Source organism: Enterobacter sp. BNK-13, assembly GCF_048685015.1.
GTDB lineage: Bacteria > Pseudomonadota > Gammaproteobacteria > Enterobacterales > Enterobacteriaceae > Enterobacter > Enterobacter quasiroggenkampii.
On sequence record NZ_JBLQTP010000001.1, the window covers coordinates 4118850 to 4139668 of the forward strand.

General features: G+C 55.6%; 14 protein-coding genes, 2 tRNA genes and 3 rRNA genes. 3 read left to right on the forward strand and 16 right to left on the reverse strand.

What is annotated here, in order from left to right:
- Nucleotides 1-14 precede the first annotated feature (14 nt).
- The 12 genes from ACMGGQ_RS19890 to pepQ all read right to left on the reverse strand — a co-directional run bounded on the left by ACMGGQ_RS19890 (nucleotide 15) and on the right by pepQ (nucleotide 12615).
- Entirely contained in the window at nucleotides 15-1007 is a 993-nt protein-coding gene (locus ACMGGQ_RS19890; protein WP_234085145.1) for a glycosyl hydrolase family 8, read from the reverse strand.
- Between the two features lie 16 nt (nucleotides 1008-1023).
- On the reverse strand, nucleotides 1024-1986 hold the full coding sequence (gene birA / locus ACMGGQ_RS19895; RefSeq protein ID WP_104949911.1) for a bifunctional biotin--[acetyl-CoA-carboxylase] ligase/biotin operon repressor BirA: 963 nt from the start codon (nucleotides 1984-1986) through the stop codon (nucleotides 1024-1026).
- Entirely contained in the window at nucleotides 1983-3011 is a 1029-nt protein-coding gene (gene murB, locus ACMGGQ_RS19900) for a UDP-N-acetylmuramate dehydrogenase (protein ID WP_045909075.1), read from the reverse strand. The genes birA and murB overlap by 4 nt, the downstream gene beginning before the upstream one ends.
- Before the next feature lie 124 nt (nucleotides 3012-3135).
- A 5S ribosomal RNA gene (gene rrf, locus ACMGGQ_RS19905) occupies nucleotides 3136-3251 on the reverse strand.
- 72 nt (nucleotides 3252-3323) lie between these two features.
- A 23S ribosomal RNA gene (locus ACMGGQ_RS19910) occupies nucleotides 3324-6227 on the reverse strand.
- Nucleotides 6228-6398: 171 nt separating this feature from the next.
- Nucleotides 6399-6474: transfer RNA gene (locus ACMGGQ_RS19915), tRNA-Ala, on the reverse strand.
- Between the two features lie 107 nt (nucleotides 6475-6581).
- Nucleotides 6582-6658: transfer RNA gene (locus ACMGGQ_RS19920), tRNA-Ile, on the reverse strand.
- Nucleotides 6659-6727: 69 nt separating this feature from the next.
- A 16S ribosomal RNA gene (locus tag ACMGGQ_RS19925) occupies nucleotides 6728-8269 on the reverse strand.
- Together the 16S, 23S and 5S rRNA genes with 2 tRNA genes alongside form the textbook arrangement of a ribosomal RNA operon.
- Before the next feature lie 353 nt (nucleotides 8270-8622).
- Nucleotides 8623-9168: a menaquinone-dependent protoporphyrinogen IX dehydrogenase gene (gene hemG, locus ACMGGQ_RS19930; RefSeq protein WP_045909212.1), complete on the reverse strand. Its 546-nt coding sequence runs from the start codon at nucleotides 9166-9168 to the stop codon at nucleotides 8623-8625.
- A 10-nt stretch (nucleotides 9169-9178) separates the two neighbouring features.
- Nucleotides 9179-10630, reverse strand: a complete 1452-nt coding sequence (trkH, locus tag ACMGGQ_RS19935) for a Trk system potassium transporter TrkH (protein WP_023309600.1) — start codon at nucleotides 10628-10630, stop codon at nucleotides 9179-9181.
- Between the two features lie 39 nt (nucleotides 10631-10669).
- Nucleotides 10670-11284 carry an IMPACT family protein gene (locus ACMGGQ_RS19940; protein ID WP_420290424.1) on the reverse strand — a complete coding sequence of 205 codons (615 nt, stop codon included), beginning with the start codon at nucleotides 11282-11284 and terminating at the stop codon, nucleotides 10670-10672.
- Nucleotides 11284-12615, reverse strand: coding sequence for a Xaa-Pro dipeptidase (pepQ, locus tag ACMGGQ_RS19945; protein WP_104949907.1), 1332 nt, complete (start codon nucleotides 12613-12615; stop codon nucleotides 11284-11286). The genes ACMGGQ_RS19940 and pepQ overlap by 1 nt, the downstream gene beginning before the upstream one ends.
- Nucleotides 12616-12804: 189 nt before the next feature.
- Here pepQ and fadB point away from each other — a divergent pair, with 189 nt between their 5' ends.
- Both fadB and fadA read left to right on the forward strand, forming a co-directional pair.
- Entirely contained in the window at nucleotides 12805-14994 is a 2190-nt protein-coding gene (fadB, locus tag ACMGGQ_RS19950) for a fatty acid oxidation complex subunit alpha FadB (RefSeq protein WP_252078035.1), read from the forward strand.
- A 9-nt stretch (nucleotides 14995-15003) separates the two neighbouring features.
- Nucleotides 15004-16167 (forward strand): acetyl-CoA C-acyltransferase FadA, encoded by a 1164-nt coding sequence (gene fadA / locus ACMGGQ_RS19955; RefSeq protein WP_048226879.1) that lies wholly within the window; start codon nucleotides 15004-15006, stop codon nucleotides 16165-16167.
- Between the two features lie 161 nt (nucleotides 16168-16328).
- On the opposite strand, the gene fre is transcribed toward fadA, so the two are convergent.
- Both fre and ubiD read right to left on the reverse strand, forming a co-directional pair.
- Nucleotides 16329-17030: an NAD(P)H-flavin reductase gene (gene fre, locus ACMGGQ_RS19960; protein WP_008501516.1), complete on the reverse strand. Its 702-nt coding sequence runs from the start codon at nucleotides 17028-17030 to the stop codon at nucleotides 16329-16331.
- Between the two features lie 42 nt (nucleotides 17031-17072).
- Entirely contained in the window at nucleotides 17073-18566 is a 1494-nt protein-coding gene (gene ubiD, locus ACMGGQ_RS19965; protein ID WP_420290425.1) for a 4-hydroxy-3-polyprenylbenzoate decarboxylase, read from the reverse strand.
- Nucleotides 18567-18736: 170 nt separating this feature from the next.
- On the opposite strand from ubiD, the gene rfaH reads away from it, so the two are divergent.
- Nucleotides 18737-19228: a transcription/translation regulatory transformer protein RfaH gene (gene rfaH / locus ACMGGQ_RS19970; protein WP_028015881.1), complete on the forward strand. Its 492-nt coding sequence runs from the start codon at nucleotides 18737-18739 to the stop codon at nucleotides 19226-19228.
- Here rfaH and tatD read toward each other — a convergent pair.
- Together tatD and tatC are read right to left on the reverse strand one after the other, a co-directional pair.
- Nucleotides 19225-20007 (reverse strand): 3'-5' ssDNA/RNA exonuclease TatD, encoded by a 783-nt coding sequence (gene tatD / locus ACMGGQ_RS19975; RefSeq protein WP_262805967.1) that lies wholly within the window; start codon nucleotides 20005-20007, stop codon nucleotides 19225-19227. The genes rfaH and tatD overlap by 4 nt on opposite strands.
- A 41-nt stretch (nucleotides 20008-20048) precedes the next feature.
- Entirely contained in the window at nucleotides 20049-20819 is a 771-nt protein-coding gene (gene tatC, locus ACMGGQ_RS19980; RefSeq protein ID WP_045909218.1) for a Sec-independent protein translocase subunit TatC, read from the reverse strand.

Genomic DNA, 20819 nt, shown 5'->3' on the forward strand with positions numbered 1-20819 from the left:
TAGCCAGTGCGTGATTATTGCGCTGAAATCCACACCAGCATTTTCAGACTTGCCGAATAGTAGTCGTCTTTAGAGGTGATTTCGGGTTCTCCGGAAGGCTGCCCCATCGTTAAATCGCGTACAGCCAACAGGCCGCCTTCCATCATGTAAGGCGCATATTCGTTAGTGGTGACGTTAACCCAGGCGGGCGTTTGCTCCCGGGGGAATTGCCCAAACCACGCTTTCCACGGCGCCAGAAGCGGGCTTTGTTTATCAGACCAGGCAACGTACAGCGGAATACGAATCGCGTCATAGCTCATTCGCGGCGGCCAGCCTTTGGCCGGTTCCAGCTTGCCATCTGATGTCAGCGAGACCCAGTCAGCGGGCAGATTCGCTTTACCCGAGCCCATTTTCCCCAACAGTCGTTTCCCGTCCTTAATCAAATCGCGCCAGACCGGCAAATGACTGCGTCCGGCGAAGGCCTGCCAGGCCGGAAACACAAAATAGGAAGGATTAAGGACCACTTCACCGTCAAGCTTAAATCCCTGGACGCCGGGCAGCATCACGCGGTAACCCGCATAGCGGATGACGCTATGAGCAACCAGCGCTTTTGTAATGGCATCCGATGCGGCGCTGTAGCGTTTGTCATGCCAGCGGGCATCGGCTTTAAGCAGCGCCCAGGCAATCAGCACATCGCCATCGGCGGCGTTGTTTTTGTCCGCGACCGGGTTGGACTCTGCGGGGTTATAGCGCCAGTAAAACAGACCGTTCTCTTTGTTCTTCAGCTCACGGTTTGTCCATTGCCAGAGCTTATCGAACGTGGCCTTATCGTCGTTGGCGACTGCCATCAGCATGGCAAAGCCCTGACCTTCCGTATGCGACACGCCGCCATTGCCGGTATCGACAATGCGGCCTTCCGGTTTGAAAAAGCGTGCTTTGTAACTCTCCCAGGCCTGTCCCGCCTGAGAGAGGGGTGAGAACAACAAGCTCATCATGACGGCCAGCGTCGCGCAGACGGGTTTTCGCATCATTCACTCCATCCGGTTATTCGGCACTCCGCAGAGAAATCTCACCGCCCACCCAGGGTTTGATCACGCCATCCTGCTCCAGGAGCAGCGCGCCCTGAGCGTCAATACCGCGGGAAGTGCCGTAGATCTCTTTATCACCAATCAGCAATTTCACCGGGCGGTTGATAAAGTTATCCAGCTTTTCCCAACGCGACAGGAACGGTGCCAGCCCTTCCTGCTCAAAAAGCGTGAGCGAGCTGCGCAGCTCTTTAATCATACGTACGGCAAGGGTGTTACGATCGATGACGATCCCCGCCTCCTGGAGGTTAGTCCAGGCCTGATTTACCACGTCATTCTGGACATTGCGCATCACCATATTGAGGCCCGCGCCAATGACGATCTGCGCCGCATCGCCCGTTTTGCCCGTCAGTTCGACCAGAATCCCGGCAAGTTTACGATCGTTGAGGTACAGATCGTTAGGCCATTTAACACGCACTTGATCTGCACCCAGATCGTGCAGCACCTCTGCCATGACGATACCGATGACCAGACTCAGGCCAATGGCAGCGGCTGGGCCCTGATCGAGTCGCCAGTACATGGACAGATAGAGGTTGGCGCCAAAGGGTGAAAACCACTTGCGGCCACGACGGCCGCGACCGGCCTGTTGATATTCAGCTACACAGGCATCGCCGGATTTGAGCTCAGGCAGACGATCCAGCAGATACTGGTTCGTCGAGTCAATCACCGGCAGCACCGCCACGTTGCCATGTCCAATCTGGCTGCGGATCGCGTCTTCATTCAGCAACTGAATCGGCTCCGGCAGGCTGTAGCCTTTTCCGGGAACCGTAAACACATCAACACCCCAGTCACGGAGCGTCTGGATGTGCTTGTTAATGGCGGCACGGCTCATGCCCAGCTGTTCACCCAGTTGCTCGCCGGAATGAAATTCACCATCCGCCAGGATACTAATCAGGGTTAACGGGACCGTATTGTCCTTCATGCGATAGTCTCCACAGCGTTGACTTCACCTGTGCGACCAATGAAGCGGACTTCTGGCTCCAGCCAGACGTTAAATTTTTCGCCGACACGCTGGCGAACGTAGTGAGCCAGCTGTACCACATCGTCGCTGGTTGCATCGTGTTGGTTAATCAGCACCAGAGCCTGCTGTCGGTGAACGGCTGCCCCACCGACTGAAGTGCCTTTTAGCTGGCATTGATCGATAAGCCATCCTGCTGCCAGCTTCACGCTGCCATCCGCCTGAGGGTAATGTGGCGCGGTTGGCCACTCCTCCAGAAAACGTCGGGCATTTTCGCCGCTGATCACCGGGTTTTTAAAGAAGCTCCCTGCATTTCCGTTAACTTTGGGATCGGGAAGCTTGGTCATCCGCATATGGCAAACAGAGTCAAAAACGTCGCGTGCGGTAACGGTAGCCGGATCGAGACGCGTTAAATCCCCGTAGGTCAATACGGGCTGCCAGTTCTTCGACAGACGCAAACCCACGGCGACAATCACGTAGCGATCCTGATATTCATGTTTGAAGATACTGTCACGATAGCCAAAACGGCACTGTTCTGCGGTTAAACGCGTCGCCGTTCCGGTCGCCAGCTCGATGCAGTCGACATATTCACAGACATGTTTCAGTTCGATGCCGTAGGCGCCGATGTTCTGAATGGGTGACGATCCGGCGCAGCCTGGAATAAGCGCAAGGTTTTCCAGACCCGCCATCCCTTTTTCGAGGGTAAACTGCACCAGGTGGTGCCAGTTTTCACCAGCCCCCACGTGCACGTGCCAGCTGTCGGCACGCTCTTCCACATCAATTCCCATGATGCGGTTAACGATCACCGTTCCCGCAAAATCGTCGAGAAACAGGACATTACTTCCTTCGCCCAGAATCAGTACGGGTTCGTTTTTTTCTGTTGCGCTTTGCCATGCATCCAGCAGCTGCTGTGCAGTATCGGCACGTACAATTTGATTAGCATTGCGTTGAATGCCAAAGGTATTCCAGGGCTTAAGGGAGTGGTTCATAGACGCTATCCTGATGCAAAAACGCAGGTAGTTTACCGTATAAGCAGGGTGATGGGGGATCAGTTTGTGCAGCGTATAAACGCAAAAAGGCCATCCTTTCGGATGGCCTCTTCACTTGTTTGATGCCTGGCAGTTCCCTACTCTCACATGGGGAGACCCCACACTACCATCGGCGCTACGGCGTTTCACTTCTGAGTTCGGCATGGGGTCAGGTGGGACCACCGCGCTAAAGCCGCCAGGCAAATTCTGTTTATCTGTATCAAGGCTGAATTTTGATTGTTCGTCTCGTCGCCAAAACATCTTCGGCGTTGTAAGGTTAAGCCTCACGGTTCATTAGTATCGGTTAGCTCAACGCATCGCTGCGCTTACACACCCGACCTATCAACGTCGTCGTCTTCAACGTTCCTTCAGGAGACTTAAAGTCTCAGGGAGAACTCATCTCGGGGCAAGTTTCGTGCTTAGATGCTTTCAGCACTTATCTTTTCCGCATTTAGCTACCGGGCAGTGCCATTGGCATGACAACCCGAACACCAGTGATGCGTCCACTCCGGTCCTCTCGTACTAGGAGCAGCCCCCCTCAATTCTCCAGCGCCCACGGCAGATAGGGACCGAACTGTCTCACGACGTTCTAAACCCAGCTCGCGTACCACTTTAAATGGCGAACAGCCATACCCTTGGGACCTACTTCAGCCCCAGGATGTGATGAGCCGACATCGAGGTGCCAAACACCGCCGTCGATATGAACTCTTGGGCGGTATCAGCCTGTTATCCCCGGAGTACCTTTTATCCGTTGAGCGATGGCCCTTCCATTCAGAACCACCGGATCACTATGACCTGCTTTCGCACCTGCTCGAGCCGTCACTCTCGCAGTCAAGCTAGCTTATGCCATTGCACTAACCTCCTGATGTCCGACCAGGATTAGCTAACCTTCGTGCTCCTCCGTTACTCTTTGGGAGGAGACCGCCCCAGTCAAACTACCCACCAGACACTGTCCGCAACCCGGATTACGGGTCTACGTTAGAACACCAGCCATTAAAGGGTGGTATTTCAAGGACGGCTCCACGCAGACTGGCGTCCACGCTTCAAAGCCTCCCACCTATCCTACACATCAAGGACCAGTGTTCAGTGTCAAGCTATAGTAAAGGTTCACGGGGTCTTTCCGTCTTGCCGCGGGTACACTGCATCTTCACAGCGAGTTCAATTTCACTGAGTCTCGGGTGGAGACAGCCTGGCCATCATTACGCCATTCGTGCAGGTCGGAACTTACCCGACAAGGAATTTCGCTACCTTAGGACCGTTATAGTTACGGCCGCCGTTTACCGGGGCTTCGATCAAGAGCTTCGCGTTGCCGCTAACCCCATCAATTAACCTTCCGGCACCGGGCAGGCGTCACACCGTATACGTCCACTTTCGTGTTTGCACAGTGCTGTGTTTTTAATAAACAGTTGCAGCCAGCTGGTATCTTCGACTGATTTCAGCTCCACCCGCAGGGGCTTCACCTACATATCAGCGTGCCTTCTCCCGAAGTTACGGCACCATTTTGCCTAGTTCCTTCACCCGAGTTCTCTCAAGCGCCTTGGTATTCTCTACCTGACCACCTGTGTCGGTTTGGGGTACGATTTAATGTTACCTGATGCTTAGAGGCTTTTCCTGGAAGCAGGGCATTTGTTACTTCAGCACCGTAGTGCCTCGTCATCACACCTCAGCGTTAAAAGGTACCGGATTTACCTGGAACCTCCGCCTACATGCTTAAACCGGGACAACCGTCGCCCGGCTAACATAGCCTTCTCCGTCCCCCCTTCGCAGTAACACCAAGTACAGGAATATTAACCTGTTTCCCATCGACTACGCCTTTCGGCCTCGCCTTAGGGGTCGACTCACCCTGCCCCGATTAACGTTGGACAGGAACCCTTGGTCTTCCGGCGAGCGGGCTTTTCACCCGCTTTATCGTTACTTATGTCAGCATTCGCACTTCTGATACCTCCAGCATGCCTCACAGCACACCTTCAACGGCTTACAGAACGCTCCCCTACCCAACAACACATAGTGTCGCTGCCGCAGCTTCGGTGCATGGTTTAGCCCCGTTACATCTTCCGCGCAGGCCGACTCGACCAGTGAGCTATTACGCTTTCTTTAAATGATGGCTGCTTCTAAGCCAACATCCTGGCTGTCTGTGCCTTCCCACATCGTTTCCCACTTAACCATGACTTTGGGACCTTAGCTGGCGGTCTGGGTTGTTTCCCTCTTCACGACGGACGTTAGCACCCGCCGTGTGTCTCCCGTGATAACATTCTTCGGTATTCGTAGTTTGCATCGGGTTGGTAAGCCGGGATGGCCCCCTAGCCGAAACAGTGCTCTACCCCCGAAGATGAGTTCACGAGGCGCTACCTAAATAGCTTTCGGGGAGAACCAGCTATCTCCCGGTTTGATTGGCCTTTCACCCCCAGCCACAAGTCATCCGCTAATTTTTCAACATTAGTCGGTTCGGTCCTCCAGTTAGTGTTACCCAACCTTCAACCTGCCCATGGCTAGATCACCGGGTTTCGGGTCTATACCCTGCAACTTAACGCCCAGTTAAGACTCGGTTTCCCTTCGGCTCCCCTATACGGTTAACCTTGCTACAGAATATAAGTCGCTGACCCATTATACAAAAGGTACGCAGTCACACCACGAAGGTGCTCCCACTGCTTGTACGTACACGGTTTCAGGTTCTTTTTCACTCCCCTCGCCGGGGTTCTTTTCGCCTTTCCCTCACGGTACTGGTTCACTATCGGTCAGTCAGGAGTATTTAGCCTTGGAGGATGGTCCCCCCATATTCAGACAGGATACCACGTGTCCCGCCCTACTCTTCGAGTTCACAACCTGTGCATTTTCGTGTACGGGACTGTCACCCTGTACCGTGCGACTTTCCAGACGCTTCCACTAACACACAAGCTGATTCAGACTCTGGGCTGCTCCCCGTTCGCTCGCCGCTACTGGGGGAATCTCGGTTGATTTCTTTTCCTCGGGGTACTTAGATGTTTCAGTTCCCCCGGTTCGCCTCGTTAACCTATGTATTCAGTTAACGATAGTGTGACGAATCACACTGGGTTTCCCCATTCGGACATCGCCGGGTCAAAGGTTCATATCACCTCGCCGGCGCTTTTCGCAGATTAGCACGTCCTTCATCGCCTCTGACTGCCAGGGCATCCACCGTGTACGCTTAGTCGCTTAACCTCACAACCCGAAGATGTTTCACTTCCGATTGCGAAAATTTGAGAGACTCGAACACACCATTAAAGATGTGTCGTTTCAATTTTCAGCTTGATCCAGATTTTTAAAGAGCAAAACTTCGCAGTGCACCTTTTCAGGTTCACTCTGAAGTTTTCTTGGGTTCGCAGTAAAAGATGGTGGAGCTATGCGGGATCGAACCGCAGACCTCCTGCGTGCAAAGCAGGCGCTCTCCCAGCTGAGCTATAGCCCCATCGTTTTGCAATCTCTGTACCGGTAATTTTTCCTGAGACAAGGCGTGGTAACGCGAAGCATACATCAGTATGTGAGCGTTGCCGCAACGCAGTATCAGGGAAAACTTGGTAGGCCTGAGTGGACTTGAACCACCGACCTCACCCTTATCAGGGGTGCGCTCTAACCACCTGAGCTACAAGCCTGCAGAGATTTTTACTGCTGTTTTTCATCAGACAATCTGTGTGAGCACTACAAAGGCAGGTTCTTTAAGGTAAGGAGGTGATCCAACCGCAGGTTCCCCTACGGTTACCTTGTTACGACTTCACCCCAGTCATGAATCACAAAGTGGTAAGCGCCCTCCCGAAGGTTAAGCTACCTACTTCTTTTGCAACCCACTCCCATGGTGTGACGGGCGGTGTGTACAAGGCCCGGGAACGTATTCACCGTAGCATTCTGATCTACGATTACTAGCGATTCCGACTTCATGGAGTCGAGTTGCAGACTCCAATCCGGACTACGACGCACTTTATGAGGTCCGCTTGCTCTCGCGAGGTCGCTTCTCTTTGTATGCGCCATTGTAGCACGTGTGTAGCCCTACTCGTAAGGGCCATGATGACTTGACGTCATCCCCACCTTCCTCCAGTTTATCACTGGCAGTCTCCTTTGAGTTCCCGGCCTAACCGCTGGCAACAAAGGATAAGGGTTGCGCTCGTTGCGGGACTTAACCCAACATTTCACAACACGAGCTGACGACAGCCATGCAGCACCTGTCTCAGAGTTCCCGAAGGCACCAAAGCATCTCTGCTAAGTTCTCTGGATGTCAAGAGTAGGTAAGGTTCTTCGCGTTGCATCGAATTAAACCACATGCTCCACCGCTTGTGCGGGCCCCCGTCAATTCATTTGAGTTTTAACCTTGCGGCCGTACTCCCCAGGCGGTCGACTTAACGCGTTAGCTCCGGAAGCCACGCCTCAAGGGCACAACCTCCAAGTCGACATCGTTTACGGCGTGGACTACCAGGGTATCTAATCCTGTTTGCTCCCCACGCTTTCGCACCTGAGCGTCAGTCTTTGTCCAGGGGGCCGCCTTCGCCACCGGTATTCCTCCAGATCTCTACGCATTTCACCGCTACACCTGGAATTCTACCCCCCTCTACAAGACTCTAGCCTGCCAGTTTCGAATGCAGTTCCCAGGTTGAGCCCGGGGATTTCACATCCGACTTGACAGACCGCCTGCGTGCGCTTTACGCCCAGTAATTCCGATTAACGCTTGCACCCTCCGTATTACCGCGGCTGCTGGCACGGAGTTAGCCGGTGCTTCTTCTGCGGGTAACGTCAATCGATGAGGTTATTAACCTCACCGCCTTCCTCCCCGCTGAAAGTACTTTACAACCCGAAGGCCTTCTTCATACACGCGGCATGGCTGCATCAGGCTTGCGCCCATTGTGCAATATTCCCCACTGCTGCCTCCCGTAGGAGTCTGGACCGTGTCTCAGTTCCAGTGTGGCTGGTCATCCTCTCAGACCAGCTAGGGATCGTCGCCTAGGTGAGCCGTTACCCCACCTACTAGCTAATCCCATCTGGGCACATCTGATGGCAAGAGGCCCGAAGGTCCCCCTCTTTGGTCTTGCGACGTTATGCGGTATTAGCTACCGTTTCCAGTAGTTATCCCCCTCCATCAGGCAGTTTCCCAGACATTACTCACCCGTCCGCCGCTCGCCGGCAAAGTAGCAAGCTACTTTCCGCTGCCGCTCGACTTGCATGTGTTAGGCCTGCCGCCAGCGTTCAATCTGAGCCATGATCAAACTCTTCAATTTAAGTTTGATGCTCGTGAATTAAACTTCGTAATGAATTACGCATGTTCACTCAGAGACTTGGTATTCATTTATTGTCCGAAGACATTAAGAATCCATGTCACTTTGAGTGCCCACACAGATTGTCTGATAAATTGTTAAAGAGCAGTGCCGCTTCGTTTTCGCTGCGGCGCGGGGTGTGCATATTACGCTTTCCCGCCTCAGAGTCAAGCGTTTATTTTCGCTTTTCTCTGCTGACCCGGCGGCGTGTGTGCCGTTGTTCCGTGTCAGTGGAGGCGCATTATAGGGAGTTATTCTGAAGTGACAAGCACAAAATACAAAAAACTTTTCGTTCGCTCACTTTTCAAACTTAACGCTTATTTATGTCGCGAATCGCCCGTTAAATGTGCGATTTCTCGCGCAAAACTGGCTACCTGCGACCAGTCGGTATAAACCACTTCTTTACGCGTGTCGGTTTCGCCCCCCGTCATCTTCATAATAAGACGGATCATAAAGCGGTCATACCAGCGGTAGCGAGGGTAGCGCAGCGCGCCAGCAAAGACGGCGCACAGTTCTGGCTGCCACGGCGAGTTGAGTAAAAACTTGCGCGTGTAGCTGTTGGTCTGCGGCGTGCGCTTCTCGGGTTTACGCGCGACCAGATTGACCGAGTAGAACGCGCCGGGCAACGTATTGAGCTTCGCCGTATGCTTTTTTACAAAGCGATCCAGCGCCGGATGGAAATGCCCGTAACGAATAGATGCACCAATCACCACGCGATCGTAATCCTGCCAGGTAATCTGATCCGCACGGTTCAGGTTTACCACATCCGAGTAAATCCCCAGCTCTTTGAGTTCAGATGCCAGATAGGCGGCAATCTCACGCGTTTGCCCGTCTCGCGTAGAGAAAAGAATCAGTGTTTTCATCAACGGCTCCTTACTCGCGCCAGAATGTAGGGGTGAACAGCACCAGCAGCGTAAAGACCTCAAGACGACCAAACAGCATATTGGCGATGAGGATCCATTTCGCGACAGGGTTCATACTGGCAAAGTTATCCGCCACCACGCCCAGGCCAGGCCCGAGGTTATTCAATGTTGCGACGACGGACGCAAAGGCGGAGAAATCATCCACTCCCGTCGCGATAATCGCCAGCATACTGACGATAAAGACCAGCGCATACGCCGAGAAGAATCCCCACACCGCTTCGAGGATACGTTCCGGCAGCGCACGGTTCCCCAGCTTGATGCTGTAGACCGCGTTCGGGTGGACCAGACGCTTCAGCTCACGGTTGCCCTGCTTAAACAGCAGCAGAATACGGATCACCTTCAGACCACCGCCCGTCGACCCCGCACAGCCGCCGATAAACGCGGAACAGAGCAGAAGCACCGGCAGGAACAGCGGCCAACGGGCGATGCTGTCCGTGGTAAACCCGGCGGTTGTCGCCATCGATACCACCTGGAAGAAGGCCTGGTTTAGCGTGGTCAACGCGGAGTTATAGACATCATGGAACCAGAGCACCAGGGTACAGATAATTACCAGCGTCAGCTGGACGCCAATAAACATGCGGAACTCAGGGTCACGCCAGTACACCTTCAGGCTGCGCCCGCTCAGTAAAGAGAAATGCAGACCGTAGTTACAGCCAGAGATCAGCAGGAAAATGGCAATGATAGTGTTAATCGTTGGGCTGTCGAAGTAGCCGACGCTGGCATCGTGGGTAGAGAACCCGCCAATCGCAATCGTCGCAAAACTGTGCCCGATAGCATCAAACGCGGGCATCCCGGCAAACCATAGCGCCAGCGCACAGGCGACAGTCAGCAAGACATAAATCAGCCACAGGGTTTTCGCCGTCTCGGCAATACGCGGCCGCATCTTATTGTCTTTCAGCGGCCCGGGCATTTCCGCGCGATAAAGCTGCATCCCGCCGACGCCCAGTATAGGCAGGATAGCTACCGCCAGGACGATGATCCCCATACCGCCGAACCACTGCAGCATCTGACGATAAAAGAGAATCGCATGCGGCAGCGAATCCAGTCCTACCAGCGTCGTCGCCCCGGTCGTCGTTAAGCCGGAGAAGGATTCAAAGAAGGCATCCGTGATGCTCAGGTTAGGCTGTTCAGAGAAGATAAAGGGCAGCGAACCGACGCTCCCCAGTACCGTCCAGAACAGGACCACAATCAGAAAGCCTTCGCGAGATTTCAGTTCACCTTTCTGACGACGGTTCGGCCACCACAGCAGGGAGCCGATCGCCAGCGCGACAAAGAAGGTCTGGGTAAATGCCCGCCCCGCGCCGTCCCGGTAGATAAGCGCCACCAGTCCAGGGAGAATCATCGTCCCGGAAAAGAGTATGACCAGCAGTCCAACGATTCGGGTTATGGCACGAAAATGCATCTCTGCCGCTTCCTTTGGTATTCAAAAGTGAGGTGGGGATTATTCTTCAATCGGCAGCAATTGCAACGAACCACGACTAAAATCAGCGAGTTTTGCTGAAAAAGCAGCCAGTTCCGCCTGAGGAAGCGCCACGCGTAATTGCACCATTGCCTGATATTCACTGTGTGCGATGACACCGTTAAACTGCCGCAGCAGCGCTTCAATACCCGATAGCTGGGCGTAATCGCATAATAAAGTATATTCGGTAAGCGGCGTTTTGCGGGTAGTGACCAGCATATTAAGCGCCTGCTGCACGCCCCCGCCATAGGCTTTAACCAGCCCACCGGTGCCTAACAAAATGCCGCCGTAGTAGCGCACCACCACGGAGGTTATTTCGCCCACGCCGCTGCCCATTAGCTGGGAGAGCATGGGTTTACCGGCCGTGCCCGCCGGTTCACCGTCATCGGAAAACCCCAGCTGCTGCGAATCGTCCGGCGGCCCTGCTACCCACGCCACGCAGTGGTGACGGGCGTCAGGATGCTCAGCCCGGACGGACTCGACAAACGCTTTTGCCGCCTCTACGCCGTCGGTATGCGCCAGCAGCGTAATAAAGCGGCTTTTCTTGATTTCCTCAACAAAGGTGACCGGTTCAGCCGGTATTAGCCAGCTTTCCATCAGGCCAGCTTCAGGTCTCGCGTCATATTCTCGATACCGTTTTCGTGAATCACCACGTTATCTTCGATACGAATACCGCCAAACGGCTTCAGCGCGTCAATTTTTTCCCAGTTGAAGTGCTTGCTGAACTGGCCTTCACGCCACGGCGCCAGCAGGGATTCGATAAAGTAGATCCCCGGTTCAATCGTCAGCACCATGCGCGGTTCCAGAATGCGGGTGCAGCGCAGGTAAGGATATTTAGACGGTGCCGCCAGGTGCGTACCGGTATCATCCTGCATAAAGCCCGCAACGTCGTGCACCTGCAGGCCCAGCGGGTGACCAATGCCGTGCGGCATGAAGGGCCCGGTCAGATCGTTCTCGACCATCGCCTCTTCACTCATGTCTTTCACAATCTGGTGCTTACGCAGCAGTTTGGCGATGCGCTGATGGAACTGGATGTGGTAATCCACATAGCTGGTGCCCGCCTTCATGGTGGCAATCAGCGCCAGCTGTTCATCGTTCACGTCTTTGATCAGCTGCGCGAACTCGGTGTCCGCATTCGCCGCCCAGGTGCGGGTCAGGTCGGCCGCGTAGCCGTTGTACTCTGCCCCTGCGTCCAGCAGGAAGCTGCGCATTTCCGACGGAACCTGGTGATCCAGTTTGGTGTAGTGCAGGACGGACGCGTGCTCGTTGAGCGCGACAATGTTGCTGTACGGCACGTCGGTATCGCGATGACCGGTGGCGGTCAGGTACGCCTGGTTGATATCGAACTCGCTCATGCCGGACTGGAAGGCTTCATGCGCCGCACGGTGACCGTTCACCGCGGTCTTTTGCGCTTCACGCATGCAGTAAAGTTCGTAGTCGGTTTTGTACGCGCGGTAATAGTGGAGGTAATCCAGCACCCCTTTCGGGTTGAGTTTGTCTGCCGCAATATCCAGGCCCAATGCACGCTCCGGAACAGGGCCAATATAGGCGATGTTGCCACGTGCGGCAGGCAGCTGGCCGCCAATACCGTCCGCTTTTGGCAGCGCAATGACCTCAATCTCTTCCGTCCAGAAAGAGGTCGGCAGCGGCTCAACGTTGTGCCAGTAATCGACCGGCAGGTAGAACCACAGTTTCGGCTTGTTCACGCCATCCACCAGCAGCCAGCAGTTGGGCACCTGCGTCACCGGCACCCACGCCTTAAATTGTGGGTTCACCTTGAACGGATAAGCGTGGTCATCCAGAAAGGTATTCATCAGCTCGCCGGAGTGGATCAGCAGCGCATCCAGCTTAAAGCGGGCCAGTACATCGCGGGTACGTTCCTGTAGGGTAACGATATGATTTTTATAAAGCGAAGCCAGTGAGTCCATCATTATTCCTTTCGTTTTTTGACCTCAAGTCATCGCATCTTAGCACACCTCACTCCGCCTGCGTGATTTCCACCGACCGTGATCAATGCAGCAATTTCTTAATGAGTAATTTGCATTTTATTAACATAAATCCCACACTCCGATTCATCTGGTATGACCAGATCCAATTGCTGGATTCAGGAGACTGACATGCTCTACAAAGGCGACACCCTGTACCTCAACTGGCTGGAAGATGGCATTGCCGAACTGGTGTTCGATGCCCCCGGCTCAGTGAACAAGCTTGATACCGCGACGGTGGCCAGTCTTGGCCAGGCGCTGGATGTTCTTGAAAAACAACCTGAATTAAAAGGGCTGCTGCTGCGTTCGAACAAAGCGGCCTTTATCGTCGGTGCCGATATCACCGAGTTCCTTTCGCTGTTCCTGGTCCCGGAAGAACAGCTGAGCCAGTGGCTGCACTTTGCCAACAGCGTCTTTAATCGTCTGGAAGATCTGCCTGTCCCGACTATTTCCGCCGTTAACGGCTATGCGCTGGGCGGTGGCTGCGAGTGCGTGCTGGCGACCGACTATCGCCTGGCGACGCCGGACCTGCGCATCGGCCTGCCGGAAACCAAGCTGGGCATTATGCCGGGCTTTGGCGGCTCCGTCCGTATGCCGCGCATGCTCGGTGCCGACAGCGCGCTGGAGATCATTGCCGCGGGTAAAGATGTCGGCGCAGAACAGGCGCAGAAAATTGGCCTGGTCGACGGCGTTGTAAAACCTGAGAAGCTTGTTGAAGGCGCACTCGCCATTCTGCGTCAGGCGATTAACGGCGATCTCGACTGGAAAGCCAAACGCCAGCCGAAGCTGGAACCGTTAAAACTCAGCAAGATTGAAGCCACCATGAGCTTCACCATCGCCAAAGGCATGGTGATGCAGACGGCGGGTAAACACTACCCGGCGCCGATCACGGCGGTGAAAACCATTGAAGCGGCTGCCCGTCTCGGACGCGATGAAGCTCTGAAGCTCGAAAATCAGAGCTTTGTCCCGCTGGCGCACACCAATGAAGCTCGCGCGCTGGTCGGTATCTTCCTGAACGATCAGTTCGTGAAAGGCAAAGCCAAACAGTTGACCAAAAACGTTGAGACGCCAAAACATGCGGCGGTACTCGGCGCGGGCATTATGGGTGGCGGCATCGCTTACCAGTCAGCCTGGAAAGGCGTGCCGGTGGTGATGAAAGACATCAACGAGAAATCCCTGACGCTGGGCATGACCGAAGCAGCCAAGCTGCTGAATAAACAGCTTGAGCGCGGCAAAATTGACGGTCTGAAGCTTGCAGGCGTGATTTCCACCATTCAGCCCGTGCTGGAATACAGCGGTTTTGATCGTGTCGACGTGGTGGTCGAAGCCGTCGTCGAGAACCCGAAGGTTAAAAAAGCGGTGCTGGCGGAAACGGAAGACAAGGTTCGCCCGGATACCGTGCTGGCCTCTAACACCTCCACCATTCCAATCAGCGAACTGGCGAGCGTGCTGAAGCGTCCGGAAAACTTCTGCGGTATGCACTTCTTCAACCCGGTACACCGTATGCCGCTGGTCGAAGTGATCCGTGGGGAAAAAACCTCTGACGACACCATCGCCAAGGTGGTGGCCTGGGCCAGCAAGATGGGCAAAACGCCGATCGTCGTTAACGATTGTCCGGGCTTCTTCGTCAACCGCGTGCTGTTCCCTTATTTCGCCGGTTTTAGCCAGCTGCTGCGCGACGGCGCGGACTTCCGCAAAATCGACAAAGTGATGGAAAAACAGTTCGGCTGGCCGATGGGACCGGCGTATCTGCTGGACGTTGTGGGCATTGATACCGCCCACCACGCCCAGGCGGTAATGGCGGCAGGCTTCCCGCAGCGCATGCAGAAAGACTATCGCGACGCGATTGACGCGCTGTTCGACGCTAACCGCTTCGGTCAGAAAAACGGTCTGGGCTTCTGGCGCTATAAAGAAGACAGCAAGGGCAAACCGAAGAAAGAAGAAGACGCGGCGGTGGATAGCCTGCTGGCCGATGTCAGTCAGCCGAAACGCGACTTCACCGACGATGAGATCATCGCCCGCATGATGATTCCGATGATCAACGAAGTGGTGCGTTGCCTCGAAGAAGGCATTATCGCCAGCCCGGCGGAAGCGGATATGGCGCTGGTATACGGCCTGGGCTTCCCTCCGTTCCACGGCGGCGCGTTCCGCTGGCTGGACACGCTCGGCAGCGCCCGCTATCTCGATATGGCTCAGCAGTATCAGCACCTCGGCCCGCTGTATGAAGTGCCGGAAGGGCTGCGTAACAAAGCGCGCCATAACGAACCCTACTATCCCGCAGTTGAGCCAGCCCGTCCGGTTGGCGAGCTGAAAACGGCTTAAGGAGTCACAATGGAAAAGGTTGTCATTGTTGATGCGATTCGCACCCCGATGGGCCGTTCAAAAGGCGGCGCGTTCCGTAACGTGCGTGCGGAAGACCTCTCCGCGCACCTGATGCGTAGCCTGCTGGCGCGTAACCCGGCGCTGGATCCGGCTGCGCTCGACGATATCTACTGGGGCTGCGTGCAGCAGACCCTGGAGCAGGGCTTCAACATCGCCCGCAACGCGTCGCTACTGGCGGAGATCCCGCATTCGGTTCCGGCCGTCACCGTTAACCGCCTGTGTGGTTCATCAATGCAGGCGCTGCACGACGCTGCCCGCATGATCATGACCGGCGATGCTCAGGCTTGCCTGGTCGGTGGCGTCGAGCATATGGGTCACGTCCCGATGAGTCACGGGGTCGATTTCCACCCAGGGATGAGCCGCAACGTGGCGAAAGCTGCGGGGATGATGGGTCTGACCGCCGAGATGCTCTCCCGCCTGCACGGCATCAGCCGCGAAATGCAGGATGCCTTTGCCGCGCGTTCTCACGCTCGCGCATGGGCCGCCACGCAGTCTGGTGCCTTTAAGAACGAGATCATCCCTACCGGCGGCCACGATGCAGACGGCGTTCTGAAGCAGTTCAGCTACGACGAAGTCATCCGCCCGGAAACCACCGTCGAAGCGCTTTCCACGCTGCGTCCGGCGTTTGACCCCGTCACCGGTACGGTCACGGCAGGGACCTCGTCGGCGTTGTCCGACGGCGCCGCCGCGATGCTGGTAATGAGCGAAAGCCGCGCCCGCGAGCTGGGATTAACGCCTCGCGCTCGGGTACGCTCGATGGCGGTCGTGGGCTGCGATCCGTCGATCATGGGCTACGGCCCGGTTCCGGCTTCAAAGCTGGCGCTGAAAAAAGCGGGCTTAACCGCCAGCGACATCGATCTCTTTGAGATGAACGAAGCGTTTGCCGCGCAGATCCTGCCGTGCATTAAAGATCTGGGGCTGCTGGAGCAGATCGACGAGAAGATTAACCTCAACGGCGGCGCGATCGCCCTCGGTCACCCGCTGGGCTGCTCCGGGGCGCGTATCAGCACGACGCTGATCAACCTGATGGAACGCAAAGATGCCCAGTTTGGTCTGGCAACGATGTGTATCGGGCTGGGTCAGGGTATCGCGACGGTGTTTGAGAGAGTGTAAGGCTATAACGTAGGCCCGATAAGCATCGCGCCATCGGGCTTTTGCCGGGAGGCGCTGCGCTTTCCCGGCCTACGAGAGGTACCTCGCCGCCAGTCGTGTCACTGGCGAAGAGAAACAGTTTAGTTGCCGTTCTTCCCGCCTGTCAGGGGCGGGTTTTTTATTTAAATGAAAGCAAACGCATCGCCAAACAGGCGGTCTTCACGCGCATCACGTTCGTTACAGAACAGATCGCGGGCGATTTTCGCCATCTCGAAACGCCCTGCAATGTAGATATCATGCCCCGCCAGCGTACCGTGATCCTGCAGCACTGCCGTCAGCACCGTCCCGCTACGCCCGCGCCAGCCCTCTTCCGGCTGCTCAACCACCGGCTCAATGCGCAGGTTAGGATGGGTGACGCTCAACGCTTCCAGTTCAGACAGGTCATACAGGTGTTTCTCTTCACGGCCACCCCAGTAGATCGTGATATCACGGTCAGGGTTACGCGCCAGGGCGGTCAACAGAATGGAGCGCACGTAGGAGAAGCCTGTACCACCAGCAATCAGGATCAGCGGACGGTCTTCGTCATCGCGCAGCCACGCATCACCGTGCGGAATATCCACTACGATCTCGCGCTCTTTCAGAATGCGGTCCATGACGGCCATCGCATACAGGTTAAGCTCTGACGCACCGATATGAAGCTCAATAAATTCCTGCTCCGCTGGCGTGGAGGCCATGGAGAAAGGACGCTTATCACGCTCATCCATCACGACCATCAGGTACTGACCCGCGCGGAAAGAGAATGGCGCTTCTGGCACTAAACGGACGCGATATACGGTGTCGGTGATGGCATCTACCGAGGTCACTTTACAGCTTAAGGTTGTCATTCGCTCTCTCTGTCGGGAAGTCTATAGGGCTTAACGGTCAGCTCAGGGTTTACCGTTATTCATTATGGCCAGCTCGTCCCAGATCGCGTCAATGCGCGCGGTCACAGCAGGATCTTTTTTGATCGGGCGACCCCATTCACGGTCGGTTTCGCCAGGCCATTTATTTGTGGCATCCAGTCCCATCTTTGAGCCAAGACCGGAAACCGGCGAGGCAAAATCCAGATAATCAATCGGCGTGTTTTCGACTAACACCGTATCGCGCGCCGGGTCCATTCGCGTGGTAATGGCCCAGATTACGTCATTCCAGTCGCGGGCGTTAACGTCATCATCGCAGACAATAACAAATTTGGTATACATAAACTGGCGCAGGAAAGACCACACGCCCATCATCACGCGTTTAGCATGACCTGGATACTGCTTCTTCATCGTGACCACCGCCATGCGATACGAGCATCCTTCAGGCGGCAGATAAAAATCAACAATTTCCGGGAACTGCTTTTGCAGGATCGGCACAAACACTTCATTCAGCGCCACGCCCAGTACCGCCGGTTCATCCGGTGGACGCCCGGTATACGTGGAGTGATAAATCGCATCTTCACGCTGCGTAATGTGCGTCACGGTAAACACCGGGAAGTTATCCACTTCGTTGTAATAGCCGGTGTGGTCGCCGTAAGGGCCTTCCGGCGCCATTTCACCCGATTCAATGTAACCTTCCAGCACAATTTCTGCACTGGCCGGGACTTCAAGATCGTTAGAGATACACTTCACGACTTCGGTTTTCGTCCCGCGCAGCAGGCCAGCAAAGGCATACTCCGAGAGCGTATCCGGTACGGGCGTGACGGCCCCGAGAATGGTGGCCGGATCGGCGCCCAGCGCAACGGACACCGGGAAACGTTCACCTGGATTCGCAGCACACCACTCCTGGAAATCCAGCGCGCCGCCGCGATGCGACAGCCAGCGCATAATGAGCTTATTCTTGCCAATCAACTGCTGGCGGTAAATACCGAGATTCTGGCGCTCTTTGTGCGGGCCGCGCGTGACGGTCAGTCCCCAGGTGATCAGCGGCGCGGCATCTTCCGGCCAACACTGCATGATAGGGATTTTAGTCAAATCAACTGCATCGCCTTCCAGCACCTTCTGCTGGCACGGCGCGCCGCGCAGGCGTTTAGTGGGCATGTTCAGCACCTGCTTAAACTGCGGCAGCTTGTCGAAGAGATCGCGGAAGCCTTTCGGCGGCTCCGGCTCTTTCAGGAAGGCCAGCAGCTTACCGACTTCGCGCAGGGCTGTGACGTCTTCCTGCCCCATCCCCAGTGCGACGCGACGCGGTGTACCAAACAGGTTGCACAGCACCGGCATGGCGTACCCTTTCGGATTTTCAAACAGTAACGCGGGGCCACCGGCACGCAGGGTGCGGTCAGCAATTTCTGTCATCTCCAGATAAGGATCAACAGGAAGTGTAATACGTTTGAGTTCACCCTGCTTTTCCAGCAGCGTCAGGAAGTCGCGGAGATCGTGGTATTTCATGCAGTTAATCATGGCCTCTCTTTAAGCGCTTCATTATACGGCGTAAGCCTGCTTGATGCTGTAATTTTGTTAAATTAGCGTGAAGTTATGCGTTCTGTCCCATTTTCGCCCATTATAATCAACTTAGCGATCCCGCCAGGGTTTTGATATGCTTGCGCCCCGAACTAAGGGAAAGAGTGATTATGCAGGCCTGGTATTTACTGTATTGCAAACGCGGGCAACTTCAGCGCGCGCAGGAACATCTTGAACGTCAGTCTGTCAATTGCCTGACGCCCGTGATCACGCTTGAAAAAATGCAGCGCGGGAAGCGCACAACCGTGAGCGAGCCGTTGTTCCCGAACTACCTGTTCGTGGAATTCGACCCTGAGGTGATCCACACCACCACCATCAGCGCCACGCGCGGCGTCAGCCATTTTGTTCGCTTTGGCGCTCACCCTGCGACGGTTCCCTCATCGGTGATCCACCAGCTGTCGATTTATCAGCAGCCCGAAGGCCTTACCGACCCGGAAACGCCCTACACGGGCGATAGCGTCGTGATTACTGAAGGGGCTTTCGAAGGCCTGCAGGCGATTTTTGCCGAGCCGGACGGGGAAGCGCGCTCCATGCTGTTGCTTAATCTGCTGAACAAGCAGGTGCTGCAGAGCGTTAAAAACACCGACTTCCGTAAGCTTTAAACGTTTATCCCGAACAGCTTACGCACGTTGTCATCCGTCTGCGCGGAAAGCCAGTGCGGATCTTCTCCGCGCCACGTCGCGACGCGCTCAACAATGTGCCCCAGATAAGCGGGCTCATTGCGTCGCGATGCCGGTTTGGGTTTCATATCGCGCGGCAGCAGATAAGGCGCATCCGTTTCAAGGAGCAACCGGTCAGCCGGGATCGCTGGCAACAGTTCCCGAAGCTCAAGCCCGCGGCGCTCATCGCAAACCCAGCCGGTAATCCCCAGATAAAGCCCGCGCTCCAGGCACTCCAGCGCCTCCTGCCGTGAGCCGGTAAAACAGTGCAGCACCGCGCCGGGGAGTTTCTCGAGCCACGGATCCAGCAGAGTCAGGAAACGCTCATGCGCGTCGCGGCAGTGCATAAATACGGGCATTTCAAGCTCTGCCGCCAGCGCAAGCTGGGCAGTGAACGCCTTTTCCTGCTCTTCAGGCGTGGAAAAGTTACGGTTGAAATCGAGGCCGCATTCGCCAATCGCCACCACTTCCGGTGTCTTCGCCAGGCTGCGCAGGATTTCACCGCTTTCCGGGTTCCACTGGCTGCTGTCATGTGGGTGTACGCCCGCGGTAGACCAACAGCGTTCGTAGCGTTGCGCCAGCTGCTGCGCCTGCTCGCTCTCATGCAGGTTGGTGCCCGTCAGCAGCAGTCCTTTCACCCCGGCGGCAAACGCGCGCGCAACCACCTCATCGCGATCTTTCGCAAACTGCGAGCTGGTCAGGTTAAGTCCGATATCAAACATGCGAATCCCCATATAACAACCGCCCTGACGGGCGGCTGGTTTTACTCTTCAGTGGTCTTGTCGGACGTCGCGTCTTCGTCATCCGACCGACGCCCTTTACCCACGTAGAACCGTGAGAAGAAGACGCCGACCTCAAACAGGCAGTACATCGGTATGGCCAGCAGCGTCTGGGAGAACACATCCGGCGGTGTCAGCAGCATGCCAACCACAAATGCGCCGACCAGGATATACGGACGCTTCTTACGCAGGTCATCCGGCGTGGTGACCCCTACCCAGCAGAGCAGCACAATGGCCACCGGTACTTCAAAGGCCACGCCGAACGCCATAAACAGCGCCATCACAAAGCTGAGGTAGCTGGCGATATCTGTCGACACCTGGACGCCTTCCGGCGCGGTATGCGTCAGGAAGCCGAAGGCCAGCGGGAAGACAACGAAATAGGCAAACGCCATGCCGATATAGAACAGCAGCGAACTGGACACCAGCAGCGGGATGACCAGCTTACGTTCGTGCTTATACAGTGCTGGCGCTACAAAGGCCCACACCTGGTACAGAATCACGGGCGCAGAGGCAATCAACGACACCCAAAAGGTCAGCTTGATGGGGGTAAAGAACGGAGAAGCAACGTCTGTTGCAATCATCGTTGCGCCCAGCGGCATCTGCTTGATCAGCGGCGCAGAAACCACCTGGTAGATATCGTTGGCGAAATAGACCAGGCATAGAAAAATAACGAGAACCGCAATAATGCAGTTTAACAGGCGCTTACGCAGCTCTATGAGGTGCGTAATCAGCGGTTGAGTATCATCTACAGCCAT

What these genes read in the sequence shown, in the direction of transcription:
- fre (WP_008501516.1), bottom strand. Translation starts at nt 17,030, where the DNA reads ATGACAACCTTAAGCTGTAAAGTGACCTCGGTAGATGCCATCACCGAC.
- trkH (WP_023309600.1), bottom strand. Translation starts at nt 10,630, where the DNA reads ATGCATTTTCGTGCCATAACCCGAATCGTTGGACTGCTGGTCATACTC.
- tatC (WP_045909218.1), bottom strand. Translation starts at nt 20,819, where the DNA reads ATGGCTGTAGATGATACTCAACCGCTGATTACGCACCTCATAGAGCTG.
- murB (WP_045909075.1), bottom strand. Translation starts at nt 3,011, where the DNA reads ATGAACCACTCCCTTAAGCCCTGGAATACCTTTGGCATTCAACGCAAT.
- tatD (WP_262805967.1), bottom strand. Translation starts at nt 20,007, where the DNA reads ATGTTTGATATCGGACTTAACCTGACCAGCTCGCAGTTTGCGAAAGAT.
- ACMGGQ_RS19890 (WP_234085145.1), bottom strand. Translation starts at nt 1,007, where the DNA reads ATGCGAAAACCCGTCTGCGCGACGCTGGCCGTCATGATGAGCTTGTTG.
- birA (WP_104949911.1), bottom strand. Translation starts at nt 1,986, where the DNA reads ATGAAGGACAATACGGTCCCGTTAACCCTGATTAGTATCCTGGCGGAT.
- rfaH (WP_028015881.1), top strand. Translation starts at nt 18,737, where the DNA reads ATGCAGGCCTGGTATTTACTGTATTGCAAACGCGGGCAACTTCAGCGC.
- fadA (WP_048226879.1), top strand. Translation starts at nt 15,004, where the DNA reads ATGGAAAAGGTTGTCATTGTTGATGCGATTCGCACCCCGATGGGCCGT.
- hemG (WP_045909212.1), bottom strand. Translation starts at nt 9,168, where the DNA reads ATGAAAACACTGATTCTTTTCTCTACGCGAGACGGGCAAACGCGTGAG.
- fadB (WP_252078035.1), top strand. Translation starts at nt 12,805, where the DNA reads ATGCTCTACAAAGGCGACACCCTGTACCTCAACTGGCTGGAAGATGGC.
- ACMGGQ_RS19940 (WP_420290424.1), bottom strand. Translation starts at nt 11,284, where the DNA reads ATGGAAAGCTGGCTAATACCGGCTGAACCGGTCACCTTTGTTGAGGAA.
- pepQ (WP_104949907.1), bottom strand. Translation starts at nt 12,615, where the DNA reads ATGGACTCACTGGCTTCGCTTTATAAAAATCATATCGTTACCCTACAG.
- ubiD (WP_420290425.1), bottom strand. Translation starts at nt 18,566, where the DNA reads ATGATTAACTGCATGAAATACCACGATCTCCGCGACTTCCTGACGCTG.